This is a genomic window from Fictibacillus nanhaiensis (assembly GCF_023715445.1).
Classification (GTDB): domain Bacteria; phylum Bacillota; class Bacilli; order Bacillales; family Fictibacillaceae; genus Fictibacillus; species Fictibacillus nanhaiensis_D.
Genome location: NZ_JAMBOD010000005.1, coordinates 66773 through 85509, shown reverse-complemented (window position 1 = coordinate 85509; position 18737 = coordinate 66773). Strand labels below are relative to the sequence as shown.

Below are 18737 nucleotides of genomic sequence, written 5' to 3'. Positions count from 1 at the left end.
AACTCTCCTCCTAAAATCCGTGCTCTTGCAAGAAATCAAGAGACAGCTTCGACTTTTGTTTCGTTTCTTCTTTTTCTGGAGACAGCATTCTAGATACATATTTCGCAAGCATATCACACTCAATATTTACAAGGTCTCCAGGTCCTTTTTTTCCTAACACTGTGTGTTCTGCTGTATGCGGAATTAAGGAAATCGTTATCGTATTTTTGGTCACATCAAAAATGGTTAAACTTGTTCCATCTATACATACAGATCCTTTTAGCATGAAATACCTCATGAGATGATCCGGCAGAGAAATGGTATAGTAGATCGCATTTTTTTCAGGACGCTTTTCTATAATTTCCCCAGTGCCGTCTACATGACCTGAAACAAAATGCCCGCCAAACCTTCCGCCTGCAGCCATCGCCCGTTCTAGATTGACAGTTGAACGGTTGTTTAAAAGTTTCAATGTTGATGATCTAAACGTTTCTGGCATAACATCCACAGTAAAATGGTTCGGATTGTATGAAGTCACGGTTAGACAAACACCATTTACTGCAATACTGTCACCAAGATTTACATCCTGCAGCACTTTTTCAGCAGATATCGTAAGTACAATCGTTTCGTTCCCTTTGCTGATGGATTTGATTGTTCCTAATTCTTCAATTATGCCTGTGAACAAATACCCTACCTCCATTTTTTATTTTTTGCTGCGTTCGATAATCGTAAATGTGCATGAATCTGGGAGTTTTCATGTTAAAAAAAAACCCCGAGAACGTAATAGTTCCCGGGGTTGTCATTAAAAGTTATAACGAAATAAACCTTTAAAATTACTGTTTAATTAAACAGCCGTTTAAAAGCGCTCACGTTCCTTCTCCCATCCAGACTATACTGTCGGCTTCGGACTTTCACCGAATCCACCGTTTTTGCTCAAAACAAAACCGGGTCACGGACTAAGAGGCATTTCATCAGCCTCATCACCGCCGGTTGGGAATTTCACCCGACCCCGAAGGACACTATTTACTTATGTTCATTATAATTAAACGGTAGAGAGAATTCAAATATGATTGCTATTACTGGCCGATTATTAGTTTTTCTTTCGGATAATGAATGTTTTCTGTAACCACTTTTCCTCGAATGATGAAAAGGAAGGAAAGGACACCGATTCTTCCGATAAACATGAGGATCATCAGAATCACTTTGCCCGTTGAACTTAATGTACCGGTAATTCCTGTTGACAGCCCTGTTGTACCGAATGCTGAGCATACTTCGAAAAAGATATATTCGATCGGCATTGGATCAGTAATTGCAATGATAATGGTTGACGTTGTACACAGCACCATGGCAACGATTATTACGATAAATGATTTTTGTATATCTTCAGGGTAGATTTCACGATTAAAGATTTTAATTGTATTTCTTCCTTTGGCATAAAAGAAAATAGCCAAAGCAGCTACTGCAAATGTCGTTGTCCGGATTCCGCCTCCAACACTGCTTGGGGATGCTCCAATGAACATCATAACACCTAAGAAAAGCATCGTCGGAACTGTAAACTCTGAGACGTCCATCGTTGATAAACCGCCGCTTCGAGTCGTCACGGACTGGAACATCGAATAGAAGAAAGTTTCATGCCATGTTTTCCCTTCAAAAAAAGCATTCATCTCCAACAGATAAATTCCCAGAGCTCCTGTTATGACTAATAAAGAAAATGTAATTGTTGTTACTTTAGTGAAAAGCGTAAACGTATAGCGCTCCAGGTACTTTCTTTCTTTTATAAAGTTATTAATCTCTACCAACACAGGAAAACCAATCGCACCTGAGGAAATTAAAAACATGGTTACGATCTGAACCAAATAATCATGACGGAACGGAATAAGGGAGCTCCCTGTAATATCGAATCCCGCATTCGTTGTTGCCGTAACAGAGGCGAAGAAAGCATGATAAAGCACATCAAGCTCCGTATCATAATAAGGCTGAAAAAGGATAAAGAACAATACGGTTCCGACGATCTCAATTCCAATGATCAGTGTTAATATTTGTTTCATAAGCTGAACGAGACCTGCTAGAGTGGATTGATTTTGATCGGTCATAATCAGCTGCCGTTCCCTCATCCCGATTCTTTTACCAATTAACAGCCAAATCGCTGTTCCTAGCGTCATTACACCAATACCGCCTATTTGTACAACGATAGCTAGGAGGATAACTCCGGTATGGTTAAACGTTTCAGAAATGTTTACTGAAGTCAGCCCTGTAACACTTACAGCACTTACAGCTGTAAATAATGTATCAATAAAAGAAAGCTTTACTCCTTCTTTATGTCCAACAGGCAAACTCAATAAAATCGTAGCCACAATTACGGAAAGTAAATAAAAGATTACGATTAGCTGAACAGAAGTTAAAAAATTCTTTTTTTGTTGTGTTGTAGCAGAATTATTTTTAAACATAATATATTTTCACCTGTCGGGAGGATTTTTCTATAACCTTCTGAAATCTTAACAATAGCATTTCCATTTAACAAGATGAAATCGAACATTTGTAAAAAAAAGACTCGTATTTCAAAAACTTTTATTCTCAGAAGTCTTACTCTTCTCTAATATGTTCATTAAATAACCGGATTCTCTTTTTCCAAACTAGTTACAAAACCTGCCAAAATAAGACCACTACGCATCGATAGGCGGGTGGTCTTTCTTCATTGAATGATAACTTTTCTCCTTAACAGGAAGGAATGCGATTAAACACATACAAAAAGCAACTAGTTCTAAACCAAGGATGTACCAAGGGTAAGGACCTAAATAATCCATAATTGATGCATTTCCTGGCTTTCTCATAAGAAACATATAGTTTGTATCCAGCAAAACATTGATGGCATAAACTCCTGCAGCATATAAGTTAAGACAAAGAAAGGATTGAAGAAATCGTAACCAGCTTATTCTGAATGACCGCACGATCGCAAAATACATAGCAGTCCATACGATTAAACCATGTGCGATAAAAAACTGGATAAACCTGAAATGCCATGCCTGCTGATGGAGCTCAGGCGTGAGAAGACCCTGGAGCGCACCCGTAAACCCAAACAGATAAACAAATGCAAATAGTTTTTTATTTTCTGTTACTAGCAAAACTGCACTCAAGAAAATATTAAAACTGCAAAGCTGAAGCGGAAGATACAATTTTATGGTCCACATCTCATTATATATAGCCCAACATTGGTAACTTACTTCCGATAATAACAAACTTATAAAAAGAAGTTTTTTTATATAGGAGATTTCCCTTATATAGGAACGAAGGATATACATGAAAAGGACGACAACAAATATGACCGACAAACTGAAGATATGCTCCCATCCAAATGTAACAAACCCATCCTCACCTTTGTTAAACCATTGTTCCATATCTTCCCCCTCCAGCCTAATACATTGATATTCAAATAAATATGCAAATCCCCTTTAAAAAATGGAAATTTCATTTGCGTAGCGTAACAGTGTTATGTTACATTATCTTCAAGGAGGTTGATTATGGAAAATTTAATCTCAAAAAAGGATCTTCTTGAAGCTGCAGATATATCATATGGCCAATTATATCGCTGGAAAAGAAAAAATTTAATTCCCGAAAATTGGTTCATACGTAAATCTACATTCACTGGTCAGGAAACATTTTTTCCAAAGGAAGACATTCTGCAGCGAATAGAAAAAATAAAAAACTTAAAAGATGACTTATCACTTGATCAGCTTGCTGATATGTTTTCCCCTTCACCCACTATTACTTCTTTATCAGCGGAAGAATTAACAAAACGTAACATTGTTTCTCCAACAGCTCTTGAGATGTACAGCAATCATTACGGAGTTTCCTACACTTTCTCATTTGATCAATTATTAACTCTTTACTTACTAGACACACTCCTTCAAACAGGAGAAATGAACCGTTCAGAAGGCATGGAATTGCTGCAGATCCTGCAGAATCATTCAAACGAAATAAAGGGTAAAGAAAGTGAATTGATCTTTATCCGTAAAATGGGTGTATCTTTTTTTATCCTCTCACCAGCACCAGCAGAGTTGCTGGTAGAATCTCAAACAAAAATCATAGCTCATTATAAACTGAATCAATGCATTGAAGAGTTGAAACTAAAGATTTCGTAATTATTGAGGAGGATATCCATGGAAAAAACAACTGAAAGAAACATTAGTATTTCAGGTTCAGGAACAGCTTCTGGCGGAGATTATCATCAAGTAAAAGTTAATGGGTCCGCACATATAAACGGAGATATTCAGTGCGAGACATTTAAATGCAACGGGAGTTCACATATCGAGGGAAATATTACAACAAAAACCGCGAAAATCAACGGTTCTGCCCATATCGAAGGAAACATGGATGCAGCTGAAATGACTATTAACGGCAGTACTGACATTGATGGAGACCTTCATTGTAAAGAACTTAAGGTTCAAGGATCATCTTCCGTAAAAGGGGACTTAAAAGGGGAAGAAATTATTATCCGGGGCTCTGCTTCAATAAAAGGAAATGTTTCTGGTGATGAAGTGGATGTTAAGGGACAAGTGAAAATAAGCGGCGATTGTGAGGCTGAATCATTCAACGCTCGCGGGAATTTTAAAATCAATGGGCTTTTGAATGCGGGTAACATCGATGTAGAGCTGCTTCGCCTTTGTGAAGCTAAAGAAATCGGCGGTGAAAATATCGTCGTAAAAAAGAATACAGATTCTTCAGGCTTCAAAAAGCTGATTAAATTCTTTATCGGACAGCAAACCGACCAGCTTACAGCTGATGTCATTGAAGGCGATCATATGTACCTTGAATATACACATGCAAAAATAGTGAGAGGCAGCACTATTGAAATCGGTCCAGGATGCGTCATTGACCGGATCGAATATAAGCAAAGCCTGGAATTAGATGAAAACGCAAAAGTTGGCGCACAAGAGAAAATTTAAAACACTCGTTATCTATAATATAGAAGCAGCCTTAAACATCTGTTTAAGGCAGCTTCTACTTCTATTAAACAATTCTAATGATTCCCTGCCGTTACCTTCAAACCTATAATTCCTGTAATAACAAACGCTAAAAACATAAACCGAAGCAGTGTTTTGGGTTCGTTAAAAAGAATGATTCCTAATATAACAGCCCCCGCAGCTCCTATTCCGGTCCATATCGTATAAGCAGTGCCTATCGGCAATACTTTTGTAGCTTGAGACAAATAATAAAAGCTTACTATCATACCTACAACGGTCACCACTGAAGGCCAAAACTTTGTAAACCCATTTGTATACTTCAGTCCAATCGCCCACACAATTTCAAAGATACCTGCAACAAACAAGTATATCCAAGCCATAATAAATACCTCCTAAAGAAAACTTGGCTGATGCTCAACCTTAATTGCTCTTATAATTTATTACTAAACTTGTCTACTGCATCGTTATCAATCAGTTAACAAGTTATGCTTTCTTAAAGTGAAAAAATAAAGCCCAGAAAGATATAGTATCTATATCCTCCCAGGCTTTTATCCTTCCGTGTACACAATGATCCATTGTGCGCTTTCTCTCGGACCAGACCAGTGAGTACACCGCGGAACCCTAGAAAGCTTTCTATTTTATATTATTTGCAATTGTTTAAAGTTGTCAAGCAACTGCTTCTTTTGCAATTCATTGTAAACGTCACACAATAAAAAAGCTTCCTGACATTTAATGTTAAACGATGTGCAGGTGTACAAAAACTTTTACGAGGTGGAAATATGCTGAAGATTGATGCTTTATCACACCGATTTGAGAACTTTGCAAAGTTAGAATGCTCCGGATCAAGTGATTTATATGAATTTTTGTCTTTAAATGTAGCAAATGACGAAGATCTGCTTCAATTAAGTACATATGCCCGTGAAGGACAGCCTGCTCCGAACCTCTTATTCGGTGCTGTTCATTATCTATTATTGATCGGATCACAACATGAACTAAAAGATTTCTTCCCTAGCATTACAAAACAGTTCAAGAATCCTTCAGATTCTTACGAGGCTTTTAAAAATTTCTGTTTGAAGTATCGTACGGAAATTATCTCTTTGCTTCAAACAAGGCTCGTACAAACCAATGAAGTTAGACGCTGCGGCTACTTCTATCCTTGTTTCTCATATATATACAATAGATCGAACAAACCTCTAGCTTTAATTGAAATTGGAACGAGTGCCGGCTTACAGCTTTTTTGGGATAAATATCGGTATTCGTATCATTCAGGAAAAGTTTATGGAAACCTTAAATCAAATGTATTAATAACATCCGAGTATCAAGGAGTAAAGGAGCCCCCTTTTTCACCAGAAAGTCCGCCTGTATCCCATCGCTTTGGACTTGATTTGCATATAAATGATGTTACGGACGATGAAGATGCACAATGGCTAAACGCTCTAATCTGGCCAGAGCATCATGAGCGGAGAGAACTATTCAAGAATGCCGCTATGTTCGTAGATAAAAACGATGCTGTTTTTATTGAGGGTGACGGGGTTTCACTGCTTCCTCATGTGATTGAACAAATTCCTGAAAGCTCCATGATCTGTGTTTTCCATACACATGTGGCCAACCAAATTCCTGCCCCACTTAAAACTCAGCTTCAGGAGATTATACATAAATTCGGACAAAAACGCGATATCGCCCATATTTACAACAATATGTGGGACTGTGAACTCCACATTGATTCCTATTTGAATGGTTTAGAAAAAACTGAAATTGCTGCAGAAACGGATGGCCATGGCCGATGGTTTACCTGGAAGTTATGAGCTTAATTTAAACAACTGTTTAAAAATCAAAAATGGCAGCCCTTTTTAGGACTGCCATTTTCTTTACATCTCTCTTTTTTCGACTTGACCGCTCCAAGCTGTTAGAAGAACGGCACCGAATACCATAACTCCGCCAATCCATGGAGTATGAATAATTCCAATAGAATCCACAATGATTCCTCCAACAAAAGCTCCAATTGCAATACCAAGGTTAAATGCAGCAATATTTATCGCAGATGCCACATTAACTGCTGATGGTACATATCTTTCGGCTAGTTTAACTACATACACCTGAAGACCAGGAACGTTCATGAAAGCTAACAATCCTAAAAAGAATATCGTAATCGTTCCCGCGACCTTAAATGGTGCAGTAAACGTTAAAATAATTAGGACAATCGACTGGACTACAAACATCCAGAACAAAGCTCTTATAGGATTTTTATCAGCTGCTTTACCACCAATGGTATTACCGATTGCAACAGCAATTCCGTAGCCTAATAAAATAAAGCTTACTGCCTTTGGAGCATACCCTGTCACGTTTTCAAGAATCGGTGCTAAATAAGTAAAAGCGACAAAAGTTCCTCCATAACCTAAAGCTGTTATTGCAAATGCAAGAAGCAAACGTCCATTTTTAATAACTTTTACTTGATCTTTCAAACTTGAAGCCGGAGTTTTCTTTAAGTTTTTTGGTACTAGGATTGCACTAGCGATGATGGCAACTACACCTAAAAGTGCTACTGCCCAAAACGTCGCTCTCCATCCAAATGTCTGGCCAATAAATGTACCTAAAGGAACACCTGTAACAGTAGCGACTGTTAGCCCTGTGAACATAAATGCAATAGCACTTGCCCGCTTATGCTCTGGAACCAAATCAGCAGCTATCGTAGCCCCGATCGAAAAGAATACTCCGTGAGAGAACGCTGTAATAAAACGTGCAATCAGCAGCAAACTAAAACTTGTAGAAAGAGCTGCAACACTGTTTCCTGCAATAAAAACTATCATGAGCAATAAAAGAAGTGTTTTTCTGTTCATTTTATTCGTTAAAGCTGTAAGAATAGGAGCTCCAAATGCTACACCCATTGCATAACCGGATATCAATAATCCTGCTAATGTGATGGATATATTCAAATCGTTGGCTAATGATGATAATAAACCAACTGGTACAAATTCTGTTGTTCCGATTCCAAATGCTGAAATCGCTAATGCTAATAATGCTGGGAAACCGCCTTTTGTTCTTGCGGAATCCATTTTTGCTGCAGCTGTATTCATATATATTTCCTCCAGTTAAATTTGATTAAGTCATGCGAACTGGTCAACTGAATGACTTGATGCTATTATGTTTGATATACGAACTTAAAGTAAGTACGCACTTTAAAGTAATGTAGGCACCAAAAAGTAATAAATGAATTCTGGAGGCTTTTATCTCATGAAAAAATATAATATACCTGTTGAAGCAGCACTTGAAGTGATCGGCGGAAAATGGAAAGTGGTAATCTTATGCCACCTTATAAAAGAAAAGCGAAGAACCGGGGAACTAAAAAGGTTAATGCCGGGAATTACACAAAAAATGCTGACACAGCAGCTGCGGGAACTGGAGGAAGACGGCGTGATTCTTCGCGAAGTCTATAATCAAGTTCCCCCTCGTGTAGAATATTCCCTAACGGAATATGGATGGTCTTTAAAAGGAATCTTAGATGCTCTTTGTGCATGGGGAGAACAGCATATTGAGAAAACATACCCAGACAAAGAAGATATTTTAGTAAAACCTGTAGAGATAAAGCAGTTATGATATAAAGAACGGCAGCCTATATTGGCTGCCGTTTTAGTTTTATTTACAAATTAATATTTTAGGAAAACATGAAATACATTATTAAAACTTAAATCGAGATATAGAAATTAGGGGGATTCATATGAACTTCAGCCGATTAACAGAAGAAGAGATGCTGAGTGCTATTAAGTATGGTTTAAATAAGTCGTCAGCCCCCCAGAAAATAATAATTGTTGGGGCAGGCATGGCGGGACTGACCGCTGCTTCCTTACTAAAATCAGCTGGACATGACGTACACATTCTTGAATCTACCCATCGGGTTGGCGGACGTATTTATACGATAAGAGCTCCATTTTCACATGGTCATTATTTTGAGGCTGGAGCTATGCGCATTCCGGAAACCCATAAACTTGTTTTAGAATATATTAAAAAGTTTAACTTACCAACAAATGAATTTATTAATAGCAATCCTCATGATTTTATCTATGTCAATGGTGTCCTTACCGTTCAAAGCAAGTACGAAGAAAATCCAGGTATGCTTCGTTTTCCAGTTGCAGAGACGGAGAGAGGTAAAACCGCTGAACAGCTCATAAAATATGCTGTTCAGCCTTTAATTGATTTTATAGAAAAGGACCCTGAAAAGAACTGGAGTATCGTTATACAAAACTTTCAGCAATATTCATTGGACAACTTTTTAAGACATAATCCCTTTGGAAGGTCTTTGTCCCCTGGTGCAGTTGATAAGATTAAGGTTCTCCTCTCACTTGAGGGGCTTCCAGAGCTGTCTTTTCTCGAAGTCCTGCGTGATATCCTGATCATTTTTATTAAGCCACAATTAAAATATTTAGAAATAACAGGCGGGAACGATCGTCTTCCCCGGGCTTTTCTTAAAGATTTAAGACATCATATTTACTTTGGACAGAAGTTGAGCCGTATAGTAAATGAGCAAAATAAAGTGATTTTATACACGGAAAGCCCTCAAACTTTGCACCGCTTCAGGTTTGAAGCCGATAGAGTCATCATCACAATTCCGTTTTCCGTTCTCAATTTTGTACACATTGAGCCTTTTCATTCCCTTTCCTATTACAAACGAAAAGCAATAAGGGAGCTCCACTATGTACCGTCGACTAAAATAGGAATTGAATTCAAGCACCGATTTTGGGAAAAAAACGGTTTAACCGGAGGTAAATCGGTTACAGATTTCTCTTCACGCTTTACACATTATCCAAGTAAAAATAAACCTGGAGTATCGTCAGGAATCGTTTTAGGAAGTTATACATGGGAGGACGATACAGTACCCTGGAGAAGCGTTTCAAATGAGATGAGGATAAAAGAGACCCTTCACTTTTTATCCCATTTTCATGGAGAACTAGTCTACCATCACTTTGTGACAGGTCATGCTCACAGCTGGTCATTCGATCCCAATGCTGGAGGTTGCTTTGCTATGTTTAAACCATATCAGGAAAGTGAATTATACGAAGCTATAAAAGCTCCAGAAGGAAAACTTCATTTTGCTGGTGAACATACTACACTTAAGCACGGCTGGATTGAAGGTGCAGTTGAGTCCGGTATAAGGGTCGCCTGGGAGGTGAATAGCACGTGAGGTTGAATTCGGGTACGCTTTTCAGCTCAGGAATCTGTCCACTTTCAAATAAATGAATTCGGGTGCACAATCTGTGCACCCTTCCTTTTTTATAGTTTTAAATAACGTTCTTTTATTATATTCCTGTGGTGTAATTCATGACCGGCAATAATAGTAATTAACGCCCGGGCCGTAACCTCATTATTATTTGCAGTTCCTTTTCTGGAAAGTGCTACACCACTTAAACTTTTAATTAAATGAATGGTAGACTGTCGTACACAGGCAAAATGATCAAGAAGGTCTTTTAATGACTGACTATCGAAATTTGCTTCTTCTACATATTGGTTTTCATCATACCCGGGAAGCGAAGCTGTTTCTCCTCTGGCGATTGAAAGGAGCCTGTAGCTCATAATCCTCTCCGTGTCAGTGATATGACCAATAACTTCTTTAATACTCCACTTCCCCGGCGCATACCTGAATTCACTTTGGGGTTCAGATAATGCGCTTAGCATTGTAACTGTCTCTTTCATTTGTTCATTTAAGATCTGAACGATATCCCCTTCAGGCACTAATTTCACATAAGTTTGATAATAATCTGCGTATTCGTAGGTTGCTGGGATTTTATCCATGTTTCACACCTCATTTAATTTATTTTATAGGACGTAATTTGGAGTTTCTAGGCCGTAAATCTTCTTTCTAGACCATAAAATGTATTTATAGGCCCTAATAATGATTTCTAGGCTGTAATTCGAAACTTATAGGCTTTTCGACAAAATACTTCACTGTATATGTTATTTTTCTATTTGCCTTCCTTTTTTCCTCTAACATTAATTCTTTATAAATTTTATTTCTTTTTATAAATGTATTTCACTTCTATTTCTATGAAAAACAAAGAAAATGAATGCTATTTAAAGGAAAAATCTGATTTAAACGCTTACATTCAATTACCTATTTTTTACTTAACATGATATAATCGATCGCGTTGACATCGGACCCGACTTTCATGAGAGTTGAAAGTCAAAAAACAGTTTTCATATAAAAGAGAGAGGTGTATTTTTTTGGATTTACAGACAATTAAACAGGAGTGGTTTGGGAACATACGTGGGGATGTTCTTGCTGGAATCGTTGTTGCATTAGCCTTGATTCCAGAAGCGATCGCTTTTTCAATCATTGCAGGTGTAGACCCGATGGTGGGCTTATATGCCTCATTTTGTATTGCGGTCGTGATTGCATTTGTAGGCGGACGGCCTGGAATGATTTCTGCTGCGACAGGTGCAATGGCATTAGTTATGGTTACTTTGGTTGCTGATCATGGTTTGAAGTATTTACTGGCCGCCACGATTTTAACGGGTGTTATTCAAATTATTATTGGGTTATTAAAGCTAGGTAAATATATGAAGTTTGTACCACGTTCCGTTATGGTGGGCTTCGTAAATGCGTTAGCTATTTTGATTTTCACAGCTCAGCTTCCTCATTTCGTTGGAGAATCATGGTTTATGTACGCGATGGTTGCTGGTGCATTAGCTATCATTTATTTATTCCCTAGAATGACTAAAGCAGTACCCTCACCTTTAATCGCGATTATTGTTATCACTCTAATCGCAGTTATGTCAGGATCTACTGTCCGAACCGTTGGGGATATGGGTGAATTAACGCAGGCACTTCCGATGTTTTTAATTCCGGATATTCCATTAACGTTTGAAACATTGCAAATTATTTTTCCTTATTCTTTTGCTTTAGCACTTGTTGGATTATTAGAATCCCTTCTAACTGCTCAGATCGTTGATGATATGACAGATACTGAAAGTGATAAGAATAAAGAAGCAAAAGGACAAGGTATTGCCAATATTGTGGCTGGATTCTTCGGAGGAATGGCTGGCTGTGCAATGATTGGACAATCAGTGATTAATGTTAAATCAGGTGGCAGAGGACGTCTTTCTACTTTTGTTGCTGGTTCTTTCTTAATGGTCCTTATCATTTTATTAAACGATGTATTGGTTCAAATTCCTATGGCAGCTTTAGTTGGCGTAATGATCATGGTTTCCATCGGTACTTTCGATTGGTCTTCACTAACGAGATTGCATGTTATGCCTAAAACGGATGCGGCTGTTATGATCGTAACAGTAGTAACTGTTGTTTTAACACATGATCTTTCAAAAGGTGTCCTAGCTGGAGTCATACTAAGTGCTCTATTCTTTGCTGCTAAAATCTCAAAAGTTAAAGTTGAATCTAGACTAACCAACAACACCAAAACTTATATTGTTAAAGGACAATTGTTCTTTGCTTCTGTTACAGATTTTGTTTCTCATTTTAATTTTTCTGAGGAAGTAGAACATGTAGTAATTGATTTATCGCAGTCTCATTTATGGGATGATTCAGCTGTTGGTGCAATTGACAAAGTGTTTACGAAATATCGTCAAAACAGCGTAAATGTTGAAATTACGGGTTTAAACAACGAAAGCTCACTACTTCTTAAAAAGCTGGCTGTTCATGATAAAGCAAATGCAAAAATTTCAGCTCATTAGAATAGGAGTTTCGGTAAAGGGTACACTTTTATGGTGTACTCTTTTTTTAGATAGATAATTGTTAGAATATTTTGATTTATATTCTATAATTCTATATACTAAAAGTGTGAAAGCGATTTCAATAGGAAAGGAAGCGAAGTATCATGTTTATTCATGAAACTGATCTCCGTAAAAAAGCCTTTGATGAGCTATTCAGTCCTCAAGTAGATACAGCAGAGGAAAATAATGCCCTTCACAATTACAGTGTTGCCCTTTTAGGCATTCTAGCGATAGTTATAAGTAAATTACTATAAGAAGAGCTAGCCATTAAATTTGGCTAGCTCCTTCTTTATTGAATTGGCATAAACGCAATGTTCCAAATGCCGTCTTCATCTTTTATCATTCTAAAACCTGATTTAGCTTCTGTATTTTTACTTGCCTCATATTGAATATAACCTTCAATTTCACCAACTGTAATAAACTTTCCTGTATCAATATTATTATAAGCCGTTAAAGTTTGGGCGATTGTACCCCGGTGAGACTCTGGAATTTTTTCATCTTCTTCCTTCGTCCATTGGACAAATTCTTCTCGGTCCGTGTAAAGTGCATATGTTACATCGTTTCTACTATCTAATTGAGACTGTATATATAACTTTGCGATACTTATGGGATTTAGATCTTTAAGATGTTTCTCATCAAGGTCTTTCTGGAATTTCTCATAAATAACTTCTTCTTCAGGAGTTAAGGTAAATCTAATGACATCTAAGTTATCTTGTTCTCCTAAAACCTTTGTATCAGAGTGGATTCTCTCAATCATACGACCGTTCAATCCCTTTGAAATCATATAAACTGAATCCCCGTCTGCAAAACGAATTGTTGTCCACATAACTTCAGACTTATTAGAAAAGCCGATGACAAACTGAACCCCAATATCTCTATTCAGGATACTTTTAACATCAGTTTCATTTGAGATTTTAAGTTGATCTGCGGAATCACTAACTAAGAAATTATAACCGATTTGTTTTACAGATCCACTTTCACTATCTGAGTTATCTATTTCCATGTAATCTTTTCCTAATAGGTTAATCACCTTATCTTCAGAAAAGCCAAGACCTATATTACTTTGAAGAAAACTTACTTTTTCTAAAATCTCTTTATCACTATATTTAGGGAGGGTTTTAATTGGTTCTTCACTAACAACCTTCGTTTCTTTATGTAGTGTTGCAGGCTTACTATTTTCGCCTGCATCCGAGAGGTTTAAAATTAAAAAAACGATCAAAGCACAAAGAGATACGAGTGTAATCGAACTAATTATTTTTGGAAAATACAATCGTCTGCTATTTTTGGAACTAGAATATTTAGCCTGATTCAGAATTTTTCTTTTTTCTTGTTCGGAAAAAACCCTGTCAGCAGCTAAATAATTCTCAAAGTCATTTTTCATTTCCTTAAGTAAATTATCCAAACTAAAACCCCCCTTTCATTTCGATTTTCGATTCTAAGCTTTTTTTCGCTCTTCTTAGACGAGATTTTACAGTATTAAGATTGATTCCTAATGTAGTCGAAATTTCCTCTAATGAAAACTCCTTAAAATAATAAAGAATAATAACCTCTCTATACTTGATTGGCAGCTGCAGAATCATTCTGCTTATTTGTTCTTTTTGCTCGGTTTGAAGATATTCTTCTTCCGGGGATAATCCGTTCGATCTTTGATAAAACGTGTTGGTTAATTGAGTCTTCGTATAATTCCAGCTTCGAACATAGTCTTTGCATTTATTGATCGCAATTCGATAAATCCACGTTTTCATTGTGGATTGCTCACGAAAATCTTTCAGGTTATTATAAGCACTGATAAAAATTTCTTGTGTGATGTCTTCCGCTTGCTGCCAGTTCTTTGTGTACGTGTATACTAACCTTTTTATTTCTTCACCGTATTCATCCATTAAATCATTTAATTGTTCAATCTCACTTTTTGGATACTCTTTTACGGCTGTATTACCCTTTACCACATACGTCGCCCTCCCAAGTATTAATCGTTTGTTAGACGGAGACCCAATATTAAAAGTTGCAATAAAAATGAATTAATTTCCATTATCGTTATTTTATCTGAAACTAACTCCATCTAATATATAAAAAAGACAGCTCCAATTTCTTGAAGCTGCCTTTATACATATTTATTTTAAAATATTCCAAATATCAGCAGGTCCTCCGCCTACATACCAAGCAGCAGATCCCCGTAAATGATATTTCTCCACAAGATCAGAGCGAAGTTTCATCGATGTTTCGTCTTCTACCCAGATCTGATGTTTTTCGCCATTTTCTATGAATTCTACATAATTTTGTAAAGTATGAGGATCCCACTTTTTGTCCAGACCTTTATCCTTAATCAGTTTTTCTGTTTCAAGGATCGTTCTGTCAATACTCCTAACTTGTCCATTCCCATCCGTTATCCACTCACGCGTATAAAATGGTACGCCCAGAATTATTTTATGTGCCGGTACTTCCCTCATCAACAGCTCTATTCCTTCACTCGTCCAAGGAATAGACGCCACAGAGCCTGCCTTTGGACTGCTTGCCCAATGCTCATCATAACCCATCATCACGATATAATCAGCCGCTTTTCCAAGACCTTCTCTGTCGAGGCTTCCCGACCAGAACGGATCTGCATTCTCCCGGCTGACATCTACTGAAACGGCTATATGATAAGGTTCTAATTTAGTTTTGAGCTCCTGAACAAACCCGACATAATCCTGTTTATTCTTAGGATCAATATTTTCAAAGTCAACATTGATTCCCTGACTTTGTGTACGCAATAGAGATTCAGTTACCTTTTTAATCACTTTTTCTCTTTTATGAGCATCTGTAAGAATTTCATTAGTGAGTTCAGGATCAAACTTGTTTCCAAAAAGCGGCCATACTTGCTTGCCTGCTTTCGCTGCTTCCTTGGCATAATTTATATTCTCATTTATTTCGATTAATTCTGTTTGACTTAACGTATACCACCTTGGCGATACAACATCTAAACCGTTTATGTGAAGCTGTTTATTATAAGCTTCACTTGTTCCATTATACTTCCAGCCAAGATTAAAGCGGTCCAACTCCAAAACACCGACCTCAAATTTGTTTATCCAGCCTGCTTTACCTCCTAATAACTGAAGTTGATAGTACTCCGCTGGAATCTTCAATTCAGCACCATGTTCAAGGACAATCGAGTCTAACCTATTAACCTTTATCAGGAGATCTGCGGAGACATTATATTTTCTTTCAATCTTCCATAAGGCATCTGCCCTCTCCACACGATGGCTTATCCACTCCTGAGGAATCATTATTTGCTGGCCCACATAAAGCCGAGTTCCTAAAATCTTATTTACACGCTGCAGTTCCGCTACTGTCACCCCATATTTTTTTGCAATAAGGTACAGAGTATCTCCAATTGCTACTGTGTGCCGTTTCGGTTCTGCTGCATCCTTCTGATCAATAATTGGAAATTCTTCACCCTTTGCCAAATGCTTTACTACCTGGGAATCCGAATTTGGTGATGAATATATAGCTGTGTTCTCAGCCGTAACTGCTGCAACTGAAATCGAATCATCAGCCTCAACGGGTTTTGAAACAATGACCAATGCCATTGAAAAAATGATTAAAGTAATAAAAACGGACTTATTCACTGTTCTCCTCCAAACGAACCTATTAATCTACTTATTTAGGTTACATTCTGTAAAGGAAGAACTGAACAGGTACATAGTGGAAAATACGTTTTTTCATCCGCATTTCCCCAAAGAATCAACGCCGGTTTAAACCTTATCTAGTCAATCACCTAAGAGATTCTTGCTGGACAAAGCAACCATTTTTTCTTATCTAGTCTAGTATACAATCGTTTTTTACTATTCTTCATATAATGTAGGACAAGTACACTTAATTTTGATATTTATATCAAAGAAAGAAGGGACGAAGAACGTCTATGAATTTTCACATCATGATTTCCGTTTTCGTCTTCCTTATGACTATGTTAGTTATATTTTGGAGACCTAAGGGCATTAACGAGGCTTGGCCAGCCGCGATTGGAGCTGGCATTATTATAATTACAGGAATCGTCACTCAAGATAATGTTTTTGATATCCTTCATAAGATTGGTGGAGCGTCAATCACAATCATTTCAACTATTGTAATGGCCGTCATTCTAGAAAGTTTCGGATTTTTTCATTGGTCGGCTTCCCGCCTGGCTGTATTAGCTAGAGGATCCGGGTACCGCCTTTATTGGTACATCCAATTGTTATGTTTTTTAATGACCCTTTTATTTAATAATGATGGAAGCATATTGATTACAACTCCTATCTTAATCTTGCTTCTAAGAAATTTCCGATTAAAACCTCATCATCAAATCCCGTATTTATTAACAGGAGCACTTATAGCAACAGCATCCAGTACACCGATAGGAGTAAGCAACATCGTAAATTTAATTTCTTTGAAAATTGTAGATATGACCTTGTTTATGTATACAGCCATGATGTTCGTGCCTGCTATGCTGGGGTTAATATTTATGTCCTTACTCATGTATATCCTCGTTAAAAACACGCTTCCCAAAAAATTGCCGCCAATGACTTATGATATTGAACAAGCCTATTTCACCAAAAAATTCCATCCTCTTAAAGGAACAGTATCTGTAGAGACAAAACGCCAGCGCACAAAATTCATGCTAAGGATTCTTCTGTTTGTTTTACTCATTCGTTGTTCGATCTTTGTAGCATCCTATTTATCTATCCCTATTGAAATCATTGCAGTTCTGGGTTCACTCGTTTTGTTAATCTGGAGATGGTATTACCTTAGGACAAACCCTTACGATATTTTAAAGAAAACGCCATGGCATATTCTTATCTTTGCTTTTTCAATGTATGTCATCATTTACGGACTTCATAATTCGGGACTGACTGTACTGCTGCTGAAAATTTGTGAACCGATTGTTGAACAAGGTATATTCCAGGCAACACTTCTAATGGGAAGCTTAGTATCCATTCTCTCAAACTTCTTCAACAATCACCCAGCATTACTTATTGGTACGATTACACTTACGGAAATGAACCTGGACCCGATAACGTTAAAAACCATGTATCTGGCAAGCATCCTTGGAAGTGACATAGGTGCTTTATTGCTGCCGATCGGTACCCTCGCTTCACTCATATGGATGCATATTTTAAAACAAAACAAAATAAAAGTGGAATGGAAGGATTATTTGCGGATTTCATTAATAGTGGTCCCTCTAACTTTAATTGTTACTGTTATCCTATTGTCCGCATGGGTCCATTTCATTTTAGGTTTACGCTGATGGTCTGGTGAAACTGATGAATATAGATAGGAGAAGATTAAATTGAATCATTTTAGTCACATGTTAAATAAACAAATAAAACTAAAAATTACCGGACACAGTTTTAAAGGAATACTAACCGATTTTGGAAACGACATTTTAGTCCTTTATGATGGACAAAAGTTCTATTATATTCCTCTTCTGCATGTCCATAAAATCACACTTTCTGAGGGGGACAGCGACGATGCCATTCAATCTCCTAACCTTCCTTTTACAGGAGAAGATACGCCAATTTCATATCGCAGCATTTTAACTAATGCAAAAGGACTGTATACAAAGATCAATATTGTTGGAAAAAAACTGCTCCATGGAACCATAATCAAAGTTCTAAGCGATTATTTGGTATTTTACTCCCCGGTATATAAACATATCCTCATTCCACTGGCTCATTTAAAGTGGCTGACACTGTATGAACAGAATCATACCCCTTACTCTGTTAATATGGCCCTTCCTGACGCTCCAAACTTAAGCCGTTCATTTGAAGAACAATTAAAGAAATGGGAAGGAAAAATAGTGGTATTCGATATGGGTGAGGACCAAGATAAAACAGGATTGCTCATAACCGGGAAAGGCAATCTGATCGAACTGATCAACGGAAATGGAGAAACCATTTATTTTAAATTGAATCATGTAAAATCAGTTTATATTCCATAAGCATGTATGTTTGGCTACCAGCATGAATCTCAACTAAACGGCGGGATTCAATGCTTTTTTTTTCCAATAAGAGCAAAACATTTCAGTTAGGTGATTTATGTAGTATAAAATATACGTATTCAGAAAAT

At 37.2% G+C, this 18737-nt stretch carries 18 protein-coding genes and 2 riboswitches; of the genes, 9 read left to right on the top strand and 9 right to left on the bottom strand.

The features are described 5' to 3' along the window. Positions 1–10: 10 nt before the first annotated feature. The 3 genes from ribE to M3196_RS14295 all read right to left on the bottom strand — a co-directional run bounded on the left by ribE (position 11) and on the right by M3196_RS14295 (position 3371). A complete protein-coding gene (ribE, locus tag M3196_RS14305) occupies positions 11–661 on the bottom strand; it encodes a riboflavin synthase (RefSeq protein ID WP_251322995.1) in 651 nt (216 codons plus the stop codon). Between the two features lie 183 nt (positions 662–844). Then, a riboswitch (FMN riboswitch) is annotated at positions 845–997 on the bottom strand. Between the two features lie 55 nt (positions 998–1052). Continuing rightward, positions 1053–2423, bottom strand: a complete 1371-nt coding sequence (locus tag M3196_RS14300; RefSeq protein ID WP_251322994.1) for a TrkH family potassium uptake protein — start codon at positions 2421–2423, stop codon at positions 1053–1055. A gap of 216 nt (positions 2424–2639) precedes the next feature. Further along, entirely contained in the window at positions 2640–3371 is a 732-nt protein-coding gene (locus M3196_RS14295) for a TIGR02206 family membrane protein (RefSeq protein ID WP_251322993.1), read from the bottom strand. A 123-nt stretch (positions 3372–3494) separates the two neighbouring features. On the opposite strand from M3196_RS14295, the gene M3196_RS14290 reads away from it, so the two are divergent. Together M3196_RS14290 and M3196_RS14285 are read left to right on the top strand one after the other, a co-directional pair. Next, on the top strand, positions 3495–4115 hold the full coding sequence (locus M3196_RS14290; protein WP_276531382.1) for a YhbD family protein: 621 nt from the start codon (positions 3495–3497) through the stop codon (positions 4113–4115). 18 nt (positions 4116–4133) lie between these two features. Then, positions 4134–4919 carry a polymer-forming cytoskeletal protein gene (locus tag M3196_RS14285; RefSeq protein ID WP_251322992.1) on the top strand — a complete coding sequence of 262 codons (786 nt, stop codon included), beginning with the start codon at positions 4134–4136 and terminating at the stop codon, positions 4917–4919. Between the two features lie 74 nt (positions 4920–4993). Here M3196_RS14285 and M3196_RS14280 read toward each other — a convergent pair whose 3' ends face one another. Next, positions 4994–5317 (bottom strand): DMT family transporter, encoded by a 324-nt coding sequence (locus tag M3196_RS14280; RefSeq protein WP_251322991.1) that lies wholly within the window; start codon positions 5315–5317, stop codon positions 4994–4996. Between the two features lie 155 nt (positions 5318–5472). After that, positions 5473–5573, bottom strand: a riboswitch (guanidine-I (ykkC/yxkD leader). Between the two features lie 143 nt (positions 5574–5716). Here M3196_RS14280 and M3196_RS14275 point away from each other — a divergent pair. After that, entirely contained in the window at positions 5717–6742 is a 1026-nt protein-coding gene (locus tag M3196_RS14275; protein WP_251322990.1) for a DUF2332 domain-containing protein, read from the top strand. 63 nt (positions 6743–6805) lie between these two features. Here M3196_RS14275 and M3196_RS14270 read toward each other — a convergent pair whose 3' ends face one another. After that, on the bottom strand, positions 6806–8011 hold the full coding sequence (locus tag M3196_RS14270) for an MFS transporter (protein WP_251322989.1): 1206 nt from the start codon (positions 8009–8011) through the stop codon (positions 6806–6808). 157 nt (positions 8012–8168) lie between these two features. On the opposite strand from M3196_RS14270, the gene M3196_RS14265 reads away from it, so the two are divergent. Further along, the gene (locus tag M3196_RS14265; protein ID WP_251322988.1) at positions 8169–8531 is read left to right on the top strand and encodes a winged helix-turn-helix transcriptional regulator; all 363 of its coding nucleotides are present in this window, start codon (positions 8169–8171) and stop codon (positions 8529–8531) included. A 121-nt stretch (positions 8532–8652) separates the two neighbouring features. Further along, complete coding sequence (locus tag M3196_RS14260) at positions 8653–10113, top strand: flavin monoamine oxidase family protein (RefSeq protein ID WP_251322987.1); 1461 nt, start codon at positions 8653–8655, stop codon at positions 10111–10113. An 89-nt stretch (positions 10114–10202) separates the two neighbouring features. Here the strand turns inward: M3196_RS14260 and M3196_RS14255 are convergent, their stop codons facing one another. After that, entirely contained in the window at positions 10203–10721 is a 519-nt protein-coding gene (locus M3196_RS14255; protein ID WP_251322986.1) for a DinB family protein, read from the bottom strand. 429 nt (positions 10722–11150) lie between these two features. Between M3196_RS14255 and M3196_RS14250 the strand changes: the two genes are divergently transcribed. Both M3196_RS14250 and M3196_RS14245 read left to right on the top strand, forming a co-directional pair. Beyond that, positions 11151–12617 carry a SulP family inorganic anion transporter gene (locus M3196_RS14250; RefSeq protein ID WP_251322985.1) on the top strand — a complete coding sequence of 489 codons (1467 nt, stop codon included), beginning with the start codon at positions 11151–11153 and terminating at the stop codon, positions 12615–12617. Between the two features lie 143 nt (positions 12618–12760). Next, a complete protein-coding gene (locus M3196_RS14245) occupies positions 12761–12910 on the top strand; it encodes a hypothetical protein (RefSeq protein WP_251322984.1) in 150 nt (49 codons plus the stop codon). Between the two features lie 35 nt (positions 12911–12945). On the opposite strand, the gene M3196_RS14240 is transcribed toward M3196_RS14245, so the two are convergent. The 3 genes from M3196_RS14240 to M3196_RS14230 form a co-directional block, all read right to left on the bottom strand. Continuing rightward, positions 12946–14058: a hypothetical protein gene (locus M3196_RS14240; RefSeq protein WP_251322983.1), complete on the bottom strand. Its 1113-nt coding sequence runs from the start codon at positions 14056–14058 to the stop codon at positions 12946–12948. A gap of 1 nt (position 14059) precedes the next feature. Next, entirely contained in the window at positions 14060–14602 is a 543-nt protein-coding gene (locus tag M3196_RS14235; RefSeq protein WP_251322982.1) for a sigma-70 family RNA polymerase sigma factor, read from the bottom strand. A gap of 165 nt (positions 14603–14767) precedes the next feature. After that, positions 14768–16261, bottom strand: coding sequence for a glycosyl hydrolase family 18 protein (locus tag M3196_RS14230; RefSeq protein ID WP_251322981.1), 1494 nt, complete (start codon positions 16259–16261; stop codon positions 14768–14770). Positions 16262–16554: 293 nt separating this feature from the next. Between M3196_RS14230 and M3196_RS14225 the strand changes: the two genes are divergently transcribed. Further along, on the top strand, positions 16555–17916 hold the full coding sequence (locus M3196_RS14225; protein ID WP_251322980.1) for an arsenic transporter: 1362 nt from the start codon (positions 16555–16557) through the stop codon (positions 17914–17916). A 42-nt stretch (positions 17917–17958) separates the two neighbouring features. Then, positions 17959–18609: a DUF2642 domain-containing protein gene (locus tag M3196_RS14220; protein WP_251322979.1), complete on the top strand. Its 651-nt coding sequence runs from the start codon at positions 17959–17961 to the stop codon at positions 18607–18609. Positions 18610–18737 lie beyond the last annotated feature (128 nt).

Bases quoted from the DNA above. Each gene is read 5' to 3' on its own strand.
- M3196_RS14260 (WP_251322987.1), top strand. From the start codon at position 8,653: ATGAACTTCAGCCGATTAACAGAAGAAGAGATGCTGAGTGCTATTAAG.
- M3196_RS14265 (WP_251322988.1), top strand. From the start codon at position 8,169: ATGAAAAAATATAATATACCTGTTGAAGCAGCACTTGAAGTGATCGGC.
- M3196_RS14225 (WP_251322980.1), top strand. From the start codon at position 16,555: ATGAATTTTCACATCATGATTTCCGTTTTCGTCTTCCTTATGACTATG.
- M3196_RS14255 (WP_251322986.1), bottom strand. From the start codon at position 10,721: ATGGATAAAATCCCAGCAACCTACGAATACGCAGATTATTATCAAACT.
- M3196_RS14285 (WP_251322992.1), top strand. From the start codon at position 4,134: ATGGAAAAAACAACTGAAAGAAACATTAGTATTTCAGGTTCAGGAACA.
- M3196_RS14280 (WP_251322991.1), bottom strand. From the start codon at position 5,317: ATGGCTTGGATATACTTGTTTGTTGCAGGTATCTTTGAAATTGTGTGG.
- M3196_RS14290 (WP_276531382.1), top strand. From the start codon at position 3,495: ATGGAAAATTTAATCTCAAAAAAGGATCTTCTTGAAGCTGCAGATATA.
- M3196_RS14270 (WP_251322989.1), bottom strand. From the start codon at position 8,011: ATGAATACAGCTGCAGCAAAAATGGATTCCGCAAGAACAAAAGGCGGT.
- M3196_RS14300 (WP_251322994.1), bottom strand. From the start codon at position 2,423: ATGTTTAAAAATAATTCTGCTACAACACAACAAAAAAAGAATTTTTTA.
- M3196_RS14275 (WP_251322990.1), top strand. From the start codon at position 5,717: ATGCTGAAGATTGATGCTTTATCACACCGATTTGAGAACTTTGCAAAG.
- M3196_RS14295 (WP_251322993.1), bottom strand. From the start codon at position 3,371: ATGGAACAATGGTTTAACAAAGGTGAGGATGGGTTTGTTACATTTGGA.
- M3196_RS14245 (WP_251322984.1), top strand. From the start codon at position 12,761: ATGTTTATTCATGAAACTGATCTCCGTAAAAAAGCCTTTGATGAGCTA.